15 protein-coding genes are annotated in these 16,888 nt (G+C 66.3%); 6 read left to right on the top strand and 9 right to left on the bottom strand.

Annotated elements, in window-relative coordinates; all coding sequences use genetic code 11:
- The first annotated feature begins 85 nt into the window (after positions 1 to 85).
- The 3 genes from ABTY62_RS26305 to ABTY62_RS26295 all read left to right on the top strand — a co-directional run bounded on the left by ABTY62_RS26305 (position 86) and on the right by ABTY62_RS26295 (position 2,609).
- The gene (locus ABTY62_RS26305; protein ID WP_352131886.1) at positions 86 to 355 is read left to right on the top strand and encodes a WXG100 family type VII secretion target; all 270 of its coding nucleotides are present in this window, start codon (positions 86 to 88) and stop codon (positions 353 to 355) included.
- Positions 356 to 472: 117 nt separating this feature from the next.
- Positions 473 to 2,266: a hypothetical protein gene (locus tag ABTY62_RS26300; protein WP_352131885.1), complete on the top strand. Its 1,794-nt coding sequence runs from the start codon at positions 473 to 475 to the stop codon at positions 2,264 to 2,266.
- A gap of 55 nt (positions 2,267 to 2,321) precedes the next feature.
- A complete protein-coding gene (locus ABTY62_RS26295; protein ID WP_352131884.1) occupies positions 2,322 to 2,609 on the top strand; it encodes a hypothetical protein in 288 nt (95 codons plus the stop codon).
- A 37-nt stretch (positions 2,610 to 2,646) separates the two neighbouring features.
- Here ABTY62_RS26295 and ABTY62_RS26290 read toward each other — a convergent pair whose 3' ends face one another.
- A complete protein-coding gene (locus ABTY62_RS26290; RefSeq protein WP_352131883.1) occupies positions 2,647 to 3,438 on the bottom strand; it encodes a helix-turn-helix domain-containing protein in 792 nt (263 codons plus the stop codon).
- Between the two features lie 650 nt (positions 3,439 to 4,088).
- On the opposite strand from ABTY62_RS26290, the gene ABTY62_RS26285 reads away from it, so the two are divergent.
- Positions 4,089 to 4,583: a helix-turn-helix domain-containing protein gene (locus ABTY62_RS26285; RefSeq protein ID WP_352131882.1), complete on the top strand. Its 495-nt coding sequence runs from the start codon at positions 4,089 to 4,091 to the stop codon at positions 4,581 to 4,583.
- Positions 4,584 to 4,650: 67 nt separating this feature from the next.
- Here ABTY62_RS26285 and ABTY62_RS26280 read toward each other — a convergent pair whose 3' ends face one another.
- The 4 genes from ABTY62_RS26280 to ABTY62_RS26265 all read right to left on the bottom strand — a co-directional run bounded on the left by ABTY62_RS26280 (position 4,651) and on the right by ABTY62_RS26265 (position 9,854).
- Positions 4,651 to 5,433, bottom strand: a complete 783-nt coding sequence (locus ABTY62_RS26280) for a M48 family metallopeptidase (protein WP_352131881.1) — start codon at positions 5,431 to 5,433, stop codon at positions 4,651 to 4,653.
- A gap of 5 nt (positions 5,434 to 5,438) precedes the next feature.
- Positions 5,439 to 8,999, bottom strand: coding sequence for a type I restriction endonuclease subunit R (locus tag ABTY62_RS26275; RefSeq protein ID WP_352131880.1), 3,561 nt, complete (start codon positions 8,997 to 8,999; stop codon positions 5,439 to 5,441).
- 166 nt (positions 9,000 to 9,165) lie between these two features.
- Positions 9,166 to 9,534: a hypothetical protein gene (locus tag ABTY62_RS26270; RefSeq protein WP_352131879.1), complete on the bottom strand. Its 369-nt coding sequence runs from the start codon at positions 9,532 to 9,534 to the stop codon at positions 9,166 to 9,168.
- The gene (locus ABTY62_RS26265) at positions 9,531 to 9,854 is read right to left on the bottom strand and encodes a hypothetical protein (protein WP_352131878.1); all 324 of its coding nucleotides are present in this window, start codon (positions 9,852 to 9,854) and stop codon (positions 9,531 to 9,533) included. Before ABTY62_RS26265 ends, ABTY62_RS26270 begins: the two co-directional genes overlap by 4 nt.
- A 173-nt stretch (positions 9,855 to 10,027) precedes the next feature.
- On the opposite strand from ABTY62_RS26265, the gene ABTY62_RS26260 reads away from it, so the two are divergent.
- Both ABTY62_RS26260 and ABTY62_RS26255 read left to right on the top strand, forming a co-directional pair.
- Positions 10,028 to 10,825, top strand: coding sequence for a helix-turn-helix domain-containing protein (locus ABTY62_RS26260; RefSeq protein WP_352131877.1), 798 nt, complete (start codon positions 10,028 to 10,030; stop codon positions 10,823 to 10,825).
- The gene (locus ABTY62_RS26255; protein ID WP_352131876.1) at positions 10,818 to 11,045 is read left to right on the top strand and encodes a DUF397 domain-containing protein; all 228 of its coding nucleotides are present in this window, start codon (positions 10,818 to 10,820) and stop codon (positions 11,043 to 11,045) included. Before ABTY62_RS26260 ends, ABTY62_RS26255 begins: the two co-directional genes overlap by 8 nt.
- Before the next feature lie 32 nt (positions 11,046 to 11,077).
- Here the strand turns inward: ABTY62_RS26255 and ABTY62_RS26250 are convergent, their stop codons facing one another.
- The 4 genes from ABTY62_RS26250 to ABTY62_RS26235 form a co-directional block, all read right to left on the bottom strand.
- Positions 11,078 to 12,202 carry a restriction endonuclease subunit S gene (locus ABTY62_RS26250; protein WP_352131875.1) on the bottom strand — a complete coding sequence of 375 codons (1,125 nt, stop codon included), beginning with the start codon at positions 12,200 to 12,202 and terminating at the stop codon, positions 11,078 to 11,080.
- Positions 12,192 to 14,810 (bottom strand): type I restriction-modification system subunit M, encoded by a 2,619-nt coding sequence (locus ABTY62_RS26245; RefSeq protein WP_352131874.1) that lies wholly within the window; start codon positions 14,808 to 14,810, stop codon positions 12,192 to 12,194. The genes ABTY62_RS26250 and ABTY62_RS26245 overlap by 11 nt, the downstream gene beginning before the upstream one ends.
- A gap of 90 nt (positions 14,811 to 14,900) precedes the next feature.
- A complete protein-coding gene (locus tag ABTY62_RS26240; protein WP_352131873.1) occupies positions 14,901 to 15,575 on the bottom strand; it encodes an RloB family protein in 675 nt (224 codons plus the stop codon).
- Entirely contained in the window at positions 15,575 to 16,831 is a 1,257-nt protein-coding gene (locus tag ABTY62_RS26235) for an AAA family ATPase (protein ID WP_352131872.1), read from the bottom strand. The genes ABTY62_RS26240 and ABTY62_RS26235 overlap by 1 nt, the downstream gene beginning before the upstream one ends.
- Between the last annotated feature and the right edge of the window lie 57 nt (positions 16,832 to 16,888).

Here is a 16,888-nt window from a genome sequence, read left to right as displayed (position 1 = left end):
TCAATGACTTCCCGATCCATACTGGAGAAACTCCCTTCAATGCCCCTCCGATGGGCAGCCTGTACAGCAGAAGGGAACACCACTCATGTCCAGTCTCCGCGGCGGCAATCTCGAAGAGATGCGACTGATGGCCAGGATGTTCTCGGTGAACGCGGGCAAGCTCAACGGCGTCATCAGCGATCTGAACAGCCGTACGGTCGGCAGCGAACACATCTGGACCGGGCCCGCCGCCGACCGCTTCCGCAGCGCCTGGAGCGAAGCCCGGACGTCCTTCGAGAAGATGCGGCTGGCTCTCGACGAGGCCAGTACCGCCGTCAACAGGAGCGCCCAGAACATCGAGAGCGCCACCCGCTGATACGCCGTCACCGGAGCGGTGCGGCGGGTACACGGGCGACCCGCCGCCCGGGTCCGGCGCCCTCCGCGTCTCTGCTCATTTCATTTGACCTCTCCGTAAAGCCGTCAGGAGGACCACGTGCCCGAGTTCTGCGGCATCGAGCCGGCCGGCGCTCATGCCCTGCTCCAGGCCATGGCCGATGCCGCCGGGCCGGCGTCCTACCTCGCGCGGAGGGTTCCTTCCGGGATGTCCGAGGCCGGCGCCGACCTCGACGGCAGCGCCCAGGCAGCCGACCAGGCGCTGCGGCGCTACCAGAGCTTCCTCGACTCCTGGGCCCAGGACCTGCGCTGGCGGATCCAGTACATCGAGGCCATGACCGGTGGCTCGGCCTTCGACCACACCCGGCACACGGCTGACCTCCCCTACCAGAGCGTCCAGCAGGCCCAGCAGCAGGGCGCGGCGGCCGGCAAGGCGGAAGGCCGGCGGCTCAAGCAACTCTGGTCGCAACGCCAGAAGAATCCGCTGGCACCGTCGCAACTGGCCGCCGAGCTGGCGAAGCTGGGGCCGTACCGGTACGAGCCCCACTACGCCGGAGCGCTGCTGAAGGCGCTCGGCAAGGACGCCTTCCACGAGATTCTCGCCACGCACATCAGCCCGACGGCCGGCGCGGCCGAGGCCAACGGCGATGGCAAGGGCCTGCGGCGACTGCGCGAGGAGGTGGGACCGCTGGCCGACCTGTTCGCTGCCGCGGACCGGGGCGGCACGCTGCCGATGTCCGTACGCAACGAGGCCCTGTCAGGGCTGCAACCGCATGAGCTTGCCATCTTTCTGCGGCTCAGCGACGGTCACAGCGACCGGTTCGCGCTTGACGCGGCCCGGCACATCCTCGACGCGCCGCTCGGGCCCTTCAGCGGCCCGGACGCCAGCGACCGGGCCGCGACCCGGCTGATCCTGCTCAAAGAACTGGAGCGCCGGCCCGGCGTGGTCCAACTGCTGCTGCGCGAGCGCAAGTACACCCGGGCGCTGTTCCTGCCGGACATCGTCTACTTCGGCCGGCTCGGGGCGTATCAAAAGGAGTTGGCAGCCGTTCTGCGAGGAGCGCTTGCCGACGAGACGGGGGGCCTGGCCGGCCGGCAGCAGGCGTGGACGAATCTCATCAAGGTCGGAGGCGAGAAGCCGATACGGCAGATGATGGCCCAGTCGCCGGACCTGGCGAAGGCACTGGTAGAGCGGATGAAGCCGTACATCCCGTGGCTGAGTTTCATGGCGGGAAGCAATGCCGCGAACTTCTCCCCTGCGGAAGTCGCCAAATACGCGCCGCACACACCGATGATTCCAGGACTGAACAACAAACAGGAGGACTTCTTCCCGGACGTCCGAAATTTCCTGGCCGGTCTCATCAGCAACGGGGACGGGCGCAAGGCGCTCATGACCGCCGCATACGGGAACATGGACGAGCACCCGGCGTTGTCGCCGGCGGCGATCGAGCGGTTGCGTCATCTGAACAGCCACGATGGGCAGAGCCGGTTCTGGCAGGACGTGAACGGAGCACAGGCCACGGAGACGGGTTTCGTCGGGCTGCTGCTGCGCGCGGGCAAGGTCGCGCAGATCGACCACGACGCCCAGGTGGACTTCGTCAACGATCTGCTCGGCATCGGAGCAGGGTACATACCTGGCGTGAATAACCCCGTTGTTGGTTTCGGCATCAAATACGTTCTGAACGATCCGCAGCACAAGATGGCCGAGTGGTTGGTAGCGGACAACACTGACCCCAGGCTGTGGGACGAGGTGCAGAAAAAGTACATGGAGAAGCTGCGAAAGCAGTTGGCTGACGCACACCTCGGCTACACAGAGGGCGACTACAGAAACCTTGCCAATGCCTACATCGCGCTGTCCCTGAAAGCGCTTCAGGACGACAAGGCGAAGAATTAGCGGCGGCACGAGCGCGGGGCGGGGGACCGGCCGCGGATTGAGGAGGGGCGTCAAGGTGAGTGCGGCCGCGGACGACAAGGATCGGCTGGCCCAGGAGTTCTCCGGCTGGAAGGGGCTGGTCGAACAGCTTCTGGGCGGCCCGACCATGAAGTCGGCAGACCGCCTCGGCAACGGGGCGCGAGCCGGCGGCAGGGAGGTGTGGTCAGGCCCGGCGGCCGAGCGATTCACCGGGGAGTTGCGCCGGCTCAGGACCTCGCTGGAACGGCTGCCCGGCGGTTTCCTCGCTACCGCCCAAAACCTTCGCGAAACCGCGAAGGACCTCAGGTCCAAGGAACATCACTAGCCCCGCCCGCTCCGTGCCGGGTTCCCAGGCGAAGCTCCTAGTCCCATTGGGTGCACAGATTCTCCGAGCAGGCGCGGACCCACACACCGTGCCCGGCCGGAAGGGTGACCGTCCGGCGGTACCGGGAGGTGCCGCCCGGCCCCGCGACAGCCAGATCGATGGTCTGCGCGCAGACGTTCGGCCGATTGGAGATACACAGCTGGGCCACCGCTTTCCCGGTGCCATTCGGGTTCTTCACATATCCGGTCACCGTGGCTCTGGCCGATTTCCAGCAGATCGTCCCGACGGCATAGGCACGCATCTCCGCGTCGTAGTCGCGGCACCCGGTCGTCGGGCCCGGGGACGACGGCTCGGAGCCGAACGGGCTGAGCGGGCTGAACGGCAGTAAGGCGAGGCCGAGGGAGAGCAGGAGCGCCAACCCCAGGCCCGCGGACAGGAGCAGACGCCGCCGAGCGGCGCGCGGGGCGCGCCCGCGCTCAGGTTGCTCGCTGGGAGAAGCCGCTGTTTCGGGTGAGGGCGCCGTGTCGAGTGGCGGCTGGACGCCCGCCTCCAGCGCGTCGTCCCACAGTTCCAGCAGTGGCTTCGTATCCGCCCCGCAGGCTTGCGCGATGTCCTCGACGGCGTCGCGGCTGGGGAACAGCTTGCCGTTGACATAACGCTCGAGCGAGGCCCGGCTGTAGTTGGTGCGCGCTTCGAGCCTGGCGAAACTCAGCCCGGACGCCATCTTGACGCGTCGCAGTTCGGTCGCCAGTCGCCGTCCCGCGGACGAGGTCAGGGCGAGCGCCGCCTGACGGGGCGCCTCCGAAGTGTCCGACCTGCGTTGCCCCATGCTGTGCCCCCTGTGCGCCGTATGCGGGCGGCCCTCCGGAGTCGGTGCGGCGTCTCAAGACATCCCATGAGACGCCCCTTTCCTTCCTGGGACGCCCTGAGCGGTCAAGAGTGTAGAGGTCAGCGCCGCGCTGCGGCTGACGTTCGAGCGCCCGGGCGACCACCACGCCCGGCTCACGCGCATCTCTCCGACTGCCCGCGTCCTGTGGCATGCCCCCGGCCAGGGCTCGGCCGACCGAAAGGCACCTTCCGGCCTTGATAGCGAACGACTCCCTTGCAGAGCCCACGGCCGAAAGGCGGCCCCGTGAGACGACCGGTGAGATACACGAGCTGGAACTCGGCCCGGTGCGCGTCACGGTGGTGAATCTCCCCGAACCGACACCCGCACCGTCACGACCACGCCGCCCGCTCCTGAGGCCGACTCCGGAGACATGGCAGCTCTCTCTCCTGTCCTCCCGCCCGCGACCAGGGACCACGGAAACCGGCACCCTGACGCTGCACGAGGGCTCGCGGCCATTCGACCCACCTGGCCCGGCCCTCGGCCCCGCACAGGCCGTGGTGGTGAACCTCCCGCGCGGCGCGGTCCCGATACCGGACCATGCGCTGCGAAGCCTGACGACCCGACCCGTACCTCCCAGGCCCGGGCCCGGAATGATCCTGGCGCGATTCCTGGAAGGGCTCGCCGACCATTGGGAAGGCCTTGAGTCGACTCCAACCGAACGGCTCGGCTCGGCCGCGGTCGATCTCTCGGTCGCGTTTCTCATGAGCCTGGCCGAGGTGCACGAACCGCCGTCGTCTCGCCCCCGGAGGGCCGAACTCCTCGAAGAAATCAAGGCTTTCATCGTCCGGAATCTCGGCGAACCGCACCTGTCACCCCAGCTGATCGCGGCAGAGCATCACATCTCGGTGCGGTATCTGCACCTCCTCTTCCACCACGACAAGCGGACGGTCCGCGGCTTCCTCCAAGAACAGCGCCTGGAACACTGCCGGGCCGACCTGACGGACCCGTCCCGCGCCGGACGAACCGTCGGCGTGATCCGTGCCCGTTGGGGCTTCCGGGACGACGCGGGGTTCGGCAGAGCCTTCAAGAAGGCCTACGGAATCTCACCGGGCGAGTACCGCAAAAGGCACTTCCAGGCCCGGTAACCCGTTCGGCCCCGGCGACTACGGATCCCCCTTTCATGACCGGAAGCAGTGTGCACGTTGCCCGCCGCTAGGACATCTCTCCCATCCACATACGTCGCCCGAGTTCGTCCAGTTCCGAGCGCCGTTCCTCGTACTCAGGCAGCGCAGACCGCAACAACCGCCAGAAATCGGCACCGTGCCCCAAAACGCGCGTGTGGGCCAGCTCATGAGCGACGACGTAGTCCACCAAGTGCATAGGGAGCTGGAACAGAGGCCAGCCCAGACTCATCCTGCCAACGCTGCTGTCCCCATCTCCGGGCCGATACGTCCCCCAACGCCGTCCAAGATCACGGACCTCCAGATCAGGCTCGGGCACCGCCATCCGTGCTGCCCATGGCTGGAGTCGCCGACCCGCCCAGGCACGCCCGGCTCGGCAATACCAGTCCACCAGCGCGGCCCGCCCCCCGGCCGGACTCCCGGCCTGTTCCCGGTCCATGACCAGACGCCCGGCGATCAGGTTGACCTTCCCGCCGGCGGGCGGGTCCGCCACGAGGGCCAGCCGGTACGTCCTGCCCAGATAGCGGAAGACCTCTCCCTCGACCAGGCGCTTGGTGGGGTTCAGCGGACGGGTTCGCTCACGCAAGCCGCGTTTGGCCACCAGCCAGGCCCGGTGCGCCCGGACGAATTCCTCGGCCTCCGCCGCCGGACGACCCTCAGGTGCGTGGAGCGTGAGTCCGGCATCCGTCTCTACCGTCAGTGCGAACCGTTTACGGCGGCCGCTGACCCGCACCCGTAGCGCCAGATCGTCCACGGTGAGCCGGTCCCCTTCGGCAAGGGGCGGGGGCAGGCGATCACCGGCAAGGGCGGTCACCTGGCCTATTCTCCCCGTGACCTGCGCAGAAACTGCGAGCGGTGCTGCGCCGCGTATACCGCGAGTCTCTGCGCGATGTCGCGCAGGGGTGCCCAGTCCGTGGCTGTGGGCAGCAGACCGCCCTTGATCAGCTGGGTCTGGATGCTGTTCGCCAAAGTGTCGAGATCCTGGTGCTGCCCCTGGTAAGACGCCTTGGCCATCGTCTCCGCGGCGGTGTCGCACAACGCTTCAATCAGTGGGCGCGCGTCCTGCTCCTTCCGTACGACACCGGGGTTGTCCTCCAGCAGCTGGCCCAGCAACCGGTACACCCGCTGTTCCAGGGGGCTGAGCCCCGCGAGCGCGGGGTCCTCTTCCTCTTCCTGCCGGGCCTGCTCGATCAGCTCACCGAACTCCCTGACCTGCTCCTCGAAACGACCCGCCAGCTCACGCAGGATCTCCTCCAGCCGCCCCGAAAGCCGGGTGTACTTCTCCGGGTCCTCCCTCCTGACCCGCTCCTCCAGATGGAAACGGAGCGCATGTCCCATCTCGGCCGCGGCCTCGCGCGGAGGCATGGCGCGCACCTTCTCGTCGAAGACGGGCGAGGCGAGCGAGACTGGCGCGATGACCTGTTCGATCTCCGGCCCTTCCAGGTGATCGGCGATCATCGCCCGCACCTTGCGGCCATAGTTCCGCAGGGTGAAGGCGCCACCCGGGGCGTCCCGGTGAAGCCTGCGAATGCGCTTTTGGAGCATCCCCCAGCGTCGGGCGTCCGCCACATAGTCCAGGCCACTCTCATGCGGCAGCACACGCTCCAGCACGTCGAGGAACTCCTGTAGCACCTCGTCGTACCCGAACCGTGCCATCTCGTCGCCCTCGAAGGCCAGCGCCGCGCCCCGCACGCCCGCGACGTCGGCAAGATCCGCGTCCGCGACGCCGCGCGACCGCAGATAGCGACGCACCGCCTCGGCAGCCGGCTCAAGGGTGCCGATCTCCACGGACAGGCTGCGCATGGTGTCGTCGACGTCGGCCTGCTGGTACTCGGCGAGCGCGCCCGACAGGTGCTCGAAGACACCGTAGTAGTCGACCACATAGCCGACTTCCTTGCCGCGCATCGGCCGGTTGACCCGCGCCACGGCCTGAAGCAGTTCGGCATCACGGATCGGACGGTCCAGATAGAGCACCTGCTCACGTGGCGCGTCGAAGCCGGTGAGCAGCATGGACTTCACGATGAGGAAGGCGATGGGGCTCTCGGGGTGCACCGGATCGGGCCCGGGTGCCCCAGGGGTACGCGGCTGCTCGGCCGCCTCCTCGGACCACGGATTGTCCCCGGCGCCGCCGCCCGTCTCCGTGGGCTCCTGTGTCGGCGCGTGGAAGGGAGTGCAGGCAACCCATTCCGGGTCGGGCGGCAGCTGCGGGAACGCCTCGTGGAATCGCTCGATGTATGCCTTCTGCCGGTCCTTGTCCGTCCAGTGCAGCCACTGTCTGCGCTTGCGCTCCGCCCCGGGTGAGACGACCGGGACGAAGTCGATGCGGCGCAGCAGCGCCCGGTACTGATAGGCCTGGTGGAGGTAGCGCAACCGTGGGGGCAAATCCTCCAGTGGAATGCCGCTCACCGACTCCGGATCGAATTCCGCGAGGTCGGCCATGAGCACGTCGCGCGCCAGCCGCAGGGCGTGGTGATACTCGACGGCCGCCTTTCGGCTGACCGCCGCGACCTGGGCCTTGAAGCCGCCGCCCGGCAGCACCCAGGTCACCCAGTGCTCCAGCATGTCCTCGGCCTTCGCACGGATCATCGGCCGCGATTCCGCGACGTCCCGCTCGGTGGGCCAGCGCCGCAGCAGTGCCTTGCGCTCGTCGTCCGTACGGTCCCGGATCAGGTCCGCGAAGTCACGGTCGAGTCCGTCCTTGTCGAAGACCTTGCCCTCACCGGTGCGGCCCTCGTAGCGGATGCGCACGACGACACCGTCGTGCTCGGCCTCCGCCATCCGGTATGTGTCGAGAAATGCCCCGTCCGGACCGCCGCTGAAGATCCGGCGGGTATCCTCCAGTTGTCCCGTCATGATCGGCGTTCCGGTGAAACCGATCTTCGCGGCGTTGGGGATGGCCCTGCGCAGCGCCGCGTGCAGCACCTTGGTATGCGAGCGGTGGGCCTCGTCGACCAGGACCAGGATGTCGGAGGATGTGTTCCACTCCGGGAACTTCGGTACGGGCGGCGGAACCTTGGCGCGGCGCTCCCTCCTGGCGCGCTCGGCGTTCCGGTACTCCCCGGCCAGGTCCCGGTCATCGCCGTCGCCGCCGCCGGCTTCCCCGGCGAAGGTCAGCCCGGCCCCGTACTTCTGGATCATCGCGAAGACGACCCGCCGCCCGCCGTCCCGCAACAGCCCTTCCATCTGCGTACGGGTTTCCGCCGTCTCGACGTCGGACTCGCTCAGCTTCAAGGTCTTCGAGAGCTGGTCCTGCAACTGCGTACGGTCGGTGACGACCACGACCGTGAACTCGCTGAGCCGGTGGTGCAGATGTATGCGTCGGACGAGGAACGTCATGGTCAGGCTCTTGCCCGAGCCCTGTGTGTGCCAGATGACCCCGCCACGCTCGTCCTTGTCGTCCTCCCCACAACGCTTCTTGCCGGTGAGCAGCCTCCGTACCGCCTTCTCGGCCGCCCGGTACTGCTGATGCCGTGCGACAGCCTTGACCGTCTGAGTGCCACCGGATTCGGTCTCGACCGGGAGCGGGATGACGTAGTGACGTATGACCTTGAGGAGCGCGGCGGGACGCAGTACGACTCCGACGAGCTTCTGCCGCTCGTTGAGCCGACGGGTGTTGCTCGGCAGCTCCGCTCGGAGCGTCGCTTCACTCTCCGGCTCGACGCTGCGCCAGGGATGGAAGTGTTCGGGCACGGAGGTGACGGTGCCGAGGTACGCGGTCTCCGCGGTCGCGGCGACCAGCAGCTGCACGGTACGGAACAGCTCGGGGACTCCGGCCGGGAGTGGCAGATCGGTCCCGTCGCGTTCGTCCTCGGGGAGGGGGTCGCCCGCATAATGCCGAAGATCGAGTACGGCGCTGCGGAGGGGGTCGGACAGGTCGGGGCTCTTGCACTCGACGGCGACAAGCGGAATGCCGTTCACGAACAGGGCGATGTCGAGTATCGACACCTCCCCGGACCGGTTCTTGATGCGGAGTTGATCGACGACGGTGAAGTCGTTGAGCGAGAGCCGTTCTTCGTGCCATTCGATGTACTGCACGGTGGCCAACGCCCCGCCGTGCGCGGCGGAGGGACCGGAGAGCTGGGCTCCGCTGAGCAGCAGGTCAGTGGTGTCGAAGTTGGCCTGCGGGATGCCTTTGCCGAGGGGCACGGAGGCCAGCTCTGCGATGGACCGCTTGACGTCGGTGTCGTCCATCCACGGCTCGCGCGTCTCCGCCTTGACGTTGATACGGCGCAGGGCGGCGTCCAGCCTGCCGACGAGCAGTGGTCGGTCAACGTCGAGCGTGCCGATCTCGGTGCCGCGTACGTGACTCCACCCCATCGCCTGGAGCTGCGCGACGATGGGCCGCTCCACCTCGTCGCGCTCGGCCTGTACCGCCGCCATGCTCCCGCGCCTTTCCTCGCCGTCTCCGTGCTCGCTCAGGCGACCCATTGTGCGTCAGATGCTGTGCGGCGGGCGAGAGTTACGGGACACGCCGGGGCGCGGCGAAGCCCGGTGGCACGTACCAAGGCTGCGAGCGGTACGCGTCACCGGGCTCGGCGGGTGCGGCTCAGGTCTCTGTCAGGAGCGGGGCGCGCCGGCCGGGGCCATCGGGGTCCTCGTCAGGCTTGATGTGGGGATCGTGGGCGCCTTCGGGCTCGGGCAGCCGGGCGCCCCGGCTCTCGGCGATCCGATGCGCATCGCGCAGGGACTCTGCCAGACGTGCGGCGAGAAAGCGGAGTTGTACGGGGGTGGTCTTGCGTTCGGCGAGCATGTCATTGGCGTGGCCGAGCAGTTTGGCTGCCATGTCGAGCTGCACGCGCTCGACGTTGTCGGCGACATGGGACACGTACCCGGTCCCGTCACCGACGACGTAACAGGGCTTCCCTTCCGGGGTGGACCACGGGAGCAGTCGAGCCCCGCTCGGCAGGCTGATCACGTGGTCACCTCCACACCGTGGATGAGGCGCGGGCCGATGTCGACACCGTGAAGCGCGAGCCAGAGCGCCCGGCGTCGCGACCGCTGTCGCCGGGCCTCCTCACGTTGTTCGTGAGTGACGACGTACGGGCGGACGAGCGGGGCCTCGTCGGTACATGGCACGGCCCGGACGGCCCCGATGGACGGGGCGACGGCCGGTAGCGCAGTGGCGGCGATGGGCATGGTGGGGGCGGCGGTGATTAAGGGTGCGCGGTGGCGGCCTACGGCGGGCCAGAGGAGCCGCAGCAGCGGCGCGATGAGGCGGGCGATACAGTCCAGCATGTCGTCAACTCCTTGGGTTGTTGATGGCCACGCCCCCGGGCCGTCGGTAGCGGTCGCGGGGGTCCTTCATGTGGACATCGTTGTGTAGCGATCCACTCACAGAGTGAGACGGAACGGGCTAGGCTCGCCAGTAATCAGCAGGTGACAGACGTTTTGTCACAAGGGGGTTGACAGTGGGCAACACGTACGGTGATTGGCTCCGAGAGCAACGCGAAGCGGCGGGCATGACCCAGCAGGAGCTGGCCGACGCGGCGTTCATGACCCGCTCGCACATCGCACACATCGAGGCGGGCCGCCGCTTCCCGTCCAAGGAGGATGCGCGGCGGCTGGACCGGGCCCTGAACACGGGGAATGTGCTGAGCAGCTTCCTGCCGGGCGGCGATGACGCACCGGTCGCCGACTACTTCGAAGCGGCCCGGCAGCTCGAACAACAAGCGACGACCATCCGCGAGTTCGCATTGACACTCGTACCTGGCATCCTTCAGACAGAGAGGTACACGCGCGCGGTTTTGGAGACCGCCGTCCCCCTCTGGAGTGAGGACGAGTGTGACAGGATCGTTGGCACACGGCTTGAGCGCGCGAAGATCCTCAACGACCCGGTAACGCCCGTAGTGTGGGCACTGCTGGACGAGGCGGTGCTTCGCCGCCAGGCGGGCGGACCGGATGTCATGTCGGAACAGATCATGCACATCGTGCGCTTGGCAGAGAACCGGCGAGTGCGCGTCCATGTACTTCCGAACACCCTTGGCGCTCATCCACTCCAGCAGAGCATGCTGACTCTGATGTGGTTCGAGGATCAACCCCCGGTGGCCTATACCGAAGCAGTGCACATGGCGAAGCTGCACGACAGTCCGCACCTAGTCGAACGGCTCCGAGCCTCCTACGATTGCGCACTGAGCGACGCATTGCCGCGGAAGGAATCACTCGCCTTATTGAGGGCAACAGCGAAGGAATACGGACACCATGGCTGAGCACACCATCCCGAACACTGGCAGGCTGAGCGGCTGGCGCAAGTCGTCCTACAGCGGGAACAACGCGGACAGTTGCATAGAAATCCTGGACGGCTACCCGTCAGGCGTGCCAGTCCGCGACTCTAAGATCCCCCACGGGCCCGCGCTGATCCTCTCGGCGGATGCGTGGTCATCGTTCGTTACAGCCATCAAGAACGGCGAGTTTCTGGTTGACCGATAAATTTCATCCACACCCGGATACCTCGCTAGCGCTTAGGAACTATCGACAAGGAGATCATTCACCAATCCTCGCTTAATGGCGTTCAGCTTGGCGATTTCACCCCCGATCGCCGCCACCTTGACATTCTGAGCCTTGACTCGTTCAACAATTTCGATTTGTCGCGAAAGTCGCGGAAATATCACCGGAATTCGATGCACAATGTTCCTGTTTAGAGTCGGAACAGATGTGGCGGCATCGAACTGCTCAAGACGCATAGCCCTCATATAGAGAGCAACAAAATACGGATCATTCCCCTTAAAGTCAGTAACCCATAGACTCGTATCATGTGGCCAATATTCCGAATCCAGGTAATAAACGTCCCCGAGTTTCCCCTTGCGACCAGTGACAACACCAGGACCTTTAGCTTTAGGGACGTCATGGAAACTTGAGACGCCCGAAGAAGAGACGACGGGCACGCTTCCCACCCGCTGTTCAGCAACCGTAATGTCGAATCCGCGCTGCAAATGGGCAAGATCGATAAAACGACCGTTGACCCAGTCCTCCATCTCATCATCTGGCGATGGCTCTAGAGAGCGCCGCAGGAGCCCTTCCTCCACTAGCGATTCCTTCCCCAGGGCCCTCCTCGATAGAGAGATCGCATTGTCAACTGCGTCGATCACCTCGACGATGCGCAGCTGCGCCGACCTTTCCCTCAGCGGGAACAGCAACCTCCCAAATCTATTGCCACCCAGGTGTGAAATGCTTGTTTTCTCGGCAACCCCAGCAAACACCCCCTGCGCGCGCCATTGAACGAATACCGCTTGAGCGTACTCTGGGATCACCCCAGGGCCAGGCCGGAATCTGATGAGGGTGTTCTGGTAGCAGTAAGCGTTGGGTGCACCGGAATAAATCGCGCTCCTGCCCACCATCCGAAGGTTCTCTTGACCTTCGTTCAAAAGAATGTCTCCCGGGCGAAGACTAAACAGTTCACGCTCCACAGGCGAGAATCCCATGGTTTTAACGTCTGAGAAATCGATACGCCCCTCATAGACGTTGGCAACCCGCAGGTAGGGAAACTGTCCCGCCGCGTCCCTGCTGGCTGGAGACAACTGCTTACCCATACGCACGTCGCCCACATCACGCACCGGAACCCACTTAACCGGGGCCTCACTCCGCATAGCCCAGCTCCTTCAGGAACCCATCCAGCTTCGCCGTCGCCTTCTCTCGCTGCGCCCGGATCTCCCGCAAGGACACCGCATACTTGCCCTCCCACACCCCATACGCTTCAACCAACCCCCGCCGCCGACGCACAACATGCCCATCCAGCTTCGCCGCCAGGTCATCCCGCAACAAGCCAAGCACAACCCCACGCTCTCGCTCCGGGTCCCGTGCCAGCTCCCGCCGCGCCTGAGCCAGCCTCGGCGGTTCCTCGTCCAGCTTCGGCGGGTCGCTCGGCCAGGGGAACCAGAAGTCCGCTTCCAGCCGCTTGACCAGGGCGCCCACCTTTGTGCGCTCCTTCTTCACCTGGGCCAGCTCCGCCAACTGCTCCACGCTCAGGGCGACTTCCTCACGCGTGGGGGCATCGCCGTCCTCATCGGAGTCACCCTCACCCCCGCCGTCGTCAGACGGCCCCGCGTTGAGTTCCTTCCACCGCGCGTCCAGCTCCGCCTTCCGCGCGTCCGCCGCTGACAGCTTCTCCAGGAAGTCCGGAGCGATTGCGGCGACGACCTTGTGGTCATACGCCTGGCGCCGCTCCGCAGAGGTCCGCTTCCGCAGCTTGCGGGTCTTCGGGTCCTGTTCGGGCGCGAGCATGGTCTCGACGTTTTCGACCCAGCCGTCGATGACGCCCGCGAAACCGTTCTCGGACAGCGTGAGCAGCTCGTATTTGGCCTCGTACCACCAGCCCGCCACCGCGCCCGCCAGCGCGTGCCGGTCGAGGAGTTCCACCTCGCCCAGGCAGTCCACGAACGACCCGATGAGTGAGCCACGCACCTCCATCAGCGCCGCCTTGCGCTCCGACGGCGTCAGGTCGGCAAGGCGCTCGGGTGTTGCGGCCACAGCCTCAAGGTGCCGGACCTCCGCCTCCCACCACTTGTCGAACGCACGCCGCAACGCTTCCTCACGCGGTCGCGCCAACTGCTCCAGCCGGGCCGCGTCGGGACGCTGGTCCTCCGGAAGAAAGTCCACGTAATCCGGGTCCACCGGATCGCGCTCCGCAAAGAGATCACCCAACGTCGCTGCGTAGGCGTCGAGCAGGTCCTTCTTCGCCTCGATCTCCGTGCGCGGCACGCCGCCGACCAGATGTGCCCGCACGTCCTGCGGCTCCGGCGGCGGCGTGTTGTCGACGTAACGACGGATATTGAGGTTGTAGTCGTTGTCCCGCAACTCCTCGCGGCTCACGACCCGTGAGAATCCCGGCACCTCCGCATACGCGTGGAACGTCGAGGTGATCTTCTCGGCGTGCTCGGGCAGGAGCACGTTCTGCGCACGCTCCGCGTGGTATTCGCGGTCGGCGTTGATGAACAGCACCTTGTGCTCGCGGTCCGGGTCCTTCTTCCTCCGTGGGCGCAGCACCAGAACGCAGGCAGGGATACCTGTGCCGTAAAAAAGGTTCGGGGCGAGGCCGATGACCGCCTCGATCGCGTCCTCTTCGATGAGCTTGGCGCGGATCTCCTGCTCGCCGCTCCCACGGAACAGCACACCGTGCGGCATGACAGTGATAGCCATGCCACCGCGACCGCTCGGGCCGCCCTCTCGCCTGGCCTCCCACAACATGTGCTGGAGGAACATCAGATCGGCCTTGCCGCGCTCGCTCGTCGTGCCGTACGTCGTGCGCTGCGCGGCGTGCGTGAGATCGCTGAGCACGTAGTCCATGGAGAACGGCGGGTTGCTGAGGATGCCGTCGAAGCGGTCCTCGTCCGACTTGGGTACGTGCGCGGGCTCGGCGAGGGTGTCACCGGTACGCAGGTCGAAGCGGCGCACGCCGTGGAGCACCATGTTCATCGTCGACATGATCCAGGAACCGCTGTTGGCGTCCTGACCCGCGAAGAACATGTCCGAGGTGTCGCCGCCGTGCTCCTCCACGTACTCCTTGGCGTGGATGAGCATGCCGCCAGAGCCGACGCAGGGGTCGTAGATGCGCATGCCCTGCTTCGGTTTGAGTAGTTCGACCATCATCCGGACGACGGCACGCGGGGTGTAGAACTCGCCGCCTTTCCGGCCGGCCGAGTCCGCGAACTCCTTGATGAGGTACTCGTACGCCGCACCGATCAGATCAGGGAACTCGAAGTCGTCGGTCCTGAGCCGGATGCGGCCGAAGTGCGCGATAAGGAGCTTCAGCCGCTGATCGGCGAGCTTGGCCGCGCCCGCAGCTGTGCCGGAGCCACCGATGCGGTTGAAGTCCAGGTGATCGAAGAGGCCTTTGAGCTTGCTGTTCTGGCCTTCCAGCGCCTGTAGGGCCGGCCGCAGCCGGTCCTCGTTGATGTTGTGGGTGGCCGAAGAGATCCACTTCCAACGGGCGTTCCTCGGCACGAACAGCACATCGCGGTTCCGGTAGCCGGACTCGTCCTCCAGGTAGCTGTCCAGGACGTCCCCGGAGAGTCCCAGCTCCTTGGCCGCCTGCTCTTTGATCTGTTCACGAGCGGCCTCGAACTCGTCGTTGGCTCGCTTCAGGAAGAGCAGACCAAAGATGTAGTCCTTGTATTCGGACGCGTCCATCGTGCCGCGAAGGATGTCCGCGGCGGCGAACAGATGCCGCTCCAACTGCGCGAGCGTGAGCTTGGCCACGTACGTCTCCCTAAGACCGATGCAACTCGGAAACACTACGCGGGCATGGGGCTGCCGCGGAAACCGTTCACCCGAACCGATCGCATCCGGTCAGTACGAGGTGAGGCCGAGGCCGTTCTCGACGAAGGTGTAGACGTCGGTGTACGGGTCACGATGGGGCAGCGGCACGTGTTCGCCGTGGGCCGCGTTCATCCGCAAGGCGCGCTCCTTCGCCTTCTCGAAGCTGCCCGAGGGGAGCTGTTCCGGGAGCACGACCTTGATGTTCGCCGCGTCCTTGGCGAACGGCAGTCGGGCCGTCGCCTGGCCGCAGACCCCGCCGAACGTGCCGGTCACCGGTTTGTGGTGCAGCAACCGCCACACCTCGAAACACGGATGTGAGAAGGCGATGCCGACGTCGCCTTCGCGGGCCTGCTTCAGCGCCGCCTCGATGGATTCGTGCTCATCCCGGTCGAACAGGCACCAGACCTGCGGCCAGAACTCCTTCTTCAGGCCGCTGCGCTTCGCCGCTCGGGCCTCTTCGCGCATGAGCCGTACCGCCGCCTCGACCAGCTTGACCGGCTTCCGCTGGGAGCCCGGTGCCGTGGCGTTGGCGATCCGCACCTCGACGGCCATGGCCGGATCGTCGTAGACGCCCCGCTCCCGGATGATCTCAATGTAGGTGGGCTCGGTGACCCTGCCTTCGGTGAAGACATGGACGACCCGGCGACGCCGCCCGCGCTGCGGCTTGGCCGGCCTCAGCGAGTCCTTCCCCCTCGTCCGCGCCATCAGCCGCGCTCCGCCTCATGCTCTCGTTCCTGTTGTGTGGCGGCCAGCAGCCGCCGGGCGAGCTGCCCCTCCAGGAGCGAGGGGACCGCGCCGAAAGCACCCGCCAGATAGGACTTCATCAAATCCTCGTCCGCCTCCGGTGACGCGGCGGTCATCGGGTACAGCTCCGTGGCCCCGTCCTTGCTTTTCTCCGTCAGCCACACCTGCCCCGGTTCCAGCAGGCGTCCCCCGCTTGGGGTGGTGAGCACCGACGGATCATGGGAGGTAAAGATGATCTGGGCACCCTTGGGATTGGCCTGCGGATCGTGGAACAGCCGAACGACCTCCGCGGCGAACCGCGGGTGGAGGCTCGCGTCCAGCTCGTCGACAAGCAGCACGGCCCCCTCGTCGAGGGCCAGCAGCATAGGGCCGAGCAGAGCGAACCAGGAGCGGGTGCCCAAGGACTCGTCCTGCCAGTCGAAGGCCACACCCCCGGTGGCCGACCGGTGGACGAGCTTTACCGCGATCCGGTCCTTCCCTTCTTGAACAACTTCCGTACCGGTGATCCCCAGGTCGGCGATCTGCAATAGCTCGCTGATCCGTCGTGCGCGGCTGCCGGACAGCTCGCGCCTGGTGAACGCCTCGCGCTGGGGACGCTCTTCCTCCGGGTTGATGAGCCACAGATTGCGCCGGAACCAGTGGAAGAGCGGGGAGAGCTGGGGGTGGTTGTCCGTACCGGCTGTGGACAGGAGAAGGGCGTCAGGGCGGGTGCGGCGCACCAGCTGAGACCGGTCCTTGACCCGGGCGCCCGGCCAGTCGTACGCCTCTGGGCGCGAAGCGTCCCGATCGAGCCACACCTGACGATGCCCGCGGGGATAGCTGTGAATCCATTCGGCCTCGATGCGGTCCGAGCCCAGCTCGAACCCATAGGTCCAGCGCACTTCGTCGATTACGAGGTCGGCTTCGAAGAAGCTCGGCTCGGTCTCGCTCTTGGGGTCGAGCCCGAACGGCCTGCGTGGAATACCTTCGAACGAGGCCCAGCGCGCATATGAATTGAGGACTGCCCTGCGCATGTCCGTCAGAGCTTCCAGCACATTCGATTTGCCCGAAGCGTTGGCGCCGAAGATCCCGATCAGGGGATACACGCTGACAGACCGAGCACCGCCGATGCGCACATCACGAGCCGCGGCATCCGTCTCGCCCTCAGAGACGACGAAGGACAGCTCTTGCTCGTCGCGCAGCGACCGCACGTTCGCGGCACGGAATCGGAGCAGCACGCCGTCCCCCTCTCTTCGCTGCAATCAGAGTATCCGCCCAGGGCCCATCAGAAGGGC

It is taken from the genome of Streptomyces sp. NPDC097640, from assembly GCF_040302705.1.
Lineage (GTDB): Bacteria > Actinomycetota > Actinomycetes > Streptomycetales > Streptomycetaceae > Streptomyces.
Note: the sequence above shows the minus strand (reverse complement) of the source record. Positions and strands in the feature narration are given on the sequence as shown.